The sequence below is a fragment of the Chiayiivirga flava genome, from assembly GCF_014202825.1.
Classification (GTDB): Bacteria; Pseudomonadota; Gammaproteobacteria; order Xanthomonadales; family Xanthomonadaceae; genus Chiayiivirga; species Chiayiivirga flava.
Map to the genome: position 1 here is coordinate 1 of NZ_JACHHP010000012.1, position 1,010 is coordinate 1,010.

The 1,010-nt window shown below is 65.7% G+C and carries 1 protein-coding gene; it reads right to left on the reverse strand.

Annotated elements, in window-relative coordinates:
• Nucleotides 1-1,010 (reverse strand): elongation factor Tu (tuf, locus tag HNQ52_RS16785; protein ID WP_183962469.1); only part of this gene is annotated, 1,010 nt, incomplete at its 3' end.

Consider the following 1,010-nt stretch of genomic DNA (forward strand, 5'->3'; position numbering starts at 1 on the left):
GTGCGGAAGTAGAACTGCGGACGGTAACCCTTGAAGAACGGGGTGTGGCGGCCGCCCTCTTCCTTCGACAGCACGTACACTTCGGCTTCGAATTCGGTGTGCGGCGTGATCGAACCCGGCTTGGCCAGCACCTGGCCGCGCTCCACGTCGTCGCGCTTGGTGCCGCGCAGCAGCAGACCGGCGTTGTCACCCGCCTGGCCCTGGTCGAGCAGCTTGCGGAACATTTCCACGCCCGTGACGGTGGTCTTCACCGTCGGACGGATGCCGACGATCTCGATTTCGTCACCGACCTTGATGATGCCGCGCTCGATGCGACCGGTCACCACGGTGCCGCGGCCCGAGATCGAGAACACGTCTTCCACCGGCATCAGGAACGGCTTGTCCACGTCGCGCTGCGGCTCCGGGATGTAGCTGTCCAGCGCGTCGACGAGCTTGAGAATCGACGGCACGCCGATCTCCGACTGGTCGCCTTCCAGCGCCGAGCGGGCCGAGCCCTTCACGATCGGGGTGTCGTCGCCGGGGAAGTCGTACTTGGACAGAAGTTCGCGCACTTCCATCTCGACCAGCTCCATCAGCTCGGCGTCGTCCACCAGGTCCGCCTTGTTCAGGTAGACCACGATGTACGGCACGCCGACCTGACGCGCCAGCAGGATGTGCTCGCGCGTCTGCGGCATCGGGCCGTCCGCGGCCGAGCACACCAGGATCGCGCCGTCCATCTGCGCCGCACCGGTGATCATGTTCTTCACGTAGTCCGCGTGGCCCGGGCAGTCGACGTGCGCGTAGTGGCGCGTCGGCGATTCGTATTCCACGTGCGCGGTCGAGATCGTGATACCGCGCGCCTTCTCTTCCGGCGCCGCGTCGATCTGGTCGTACGCCTTGAACTCGCCGCCGAAACGCTCCGCGCCGATCTTCGTCAGCGCCGCCGTCAGCGTCGTCTTGCCGTGATCCACGTGGCCGATCGTGCCGACGTTCACGTGCGGTTTGGTGCGTTCGAATTTGCCCTTGGCCAT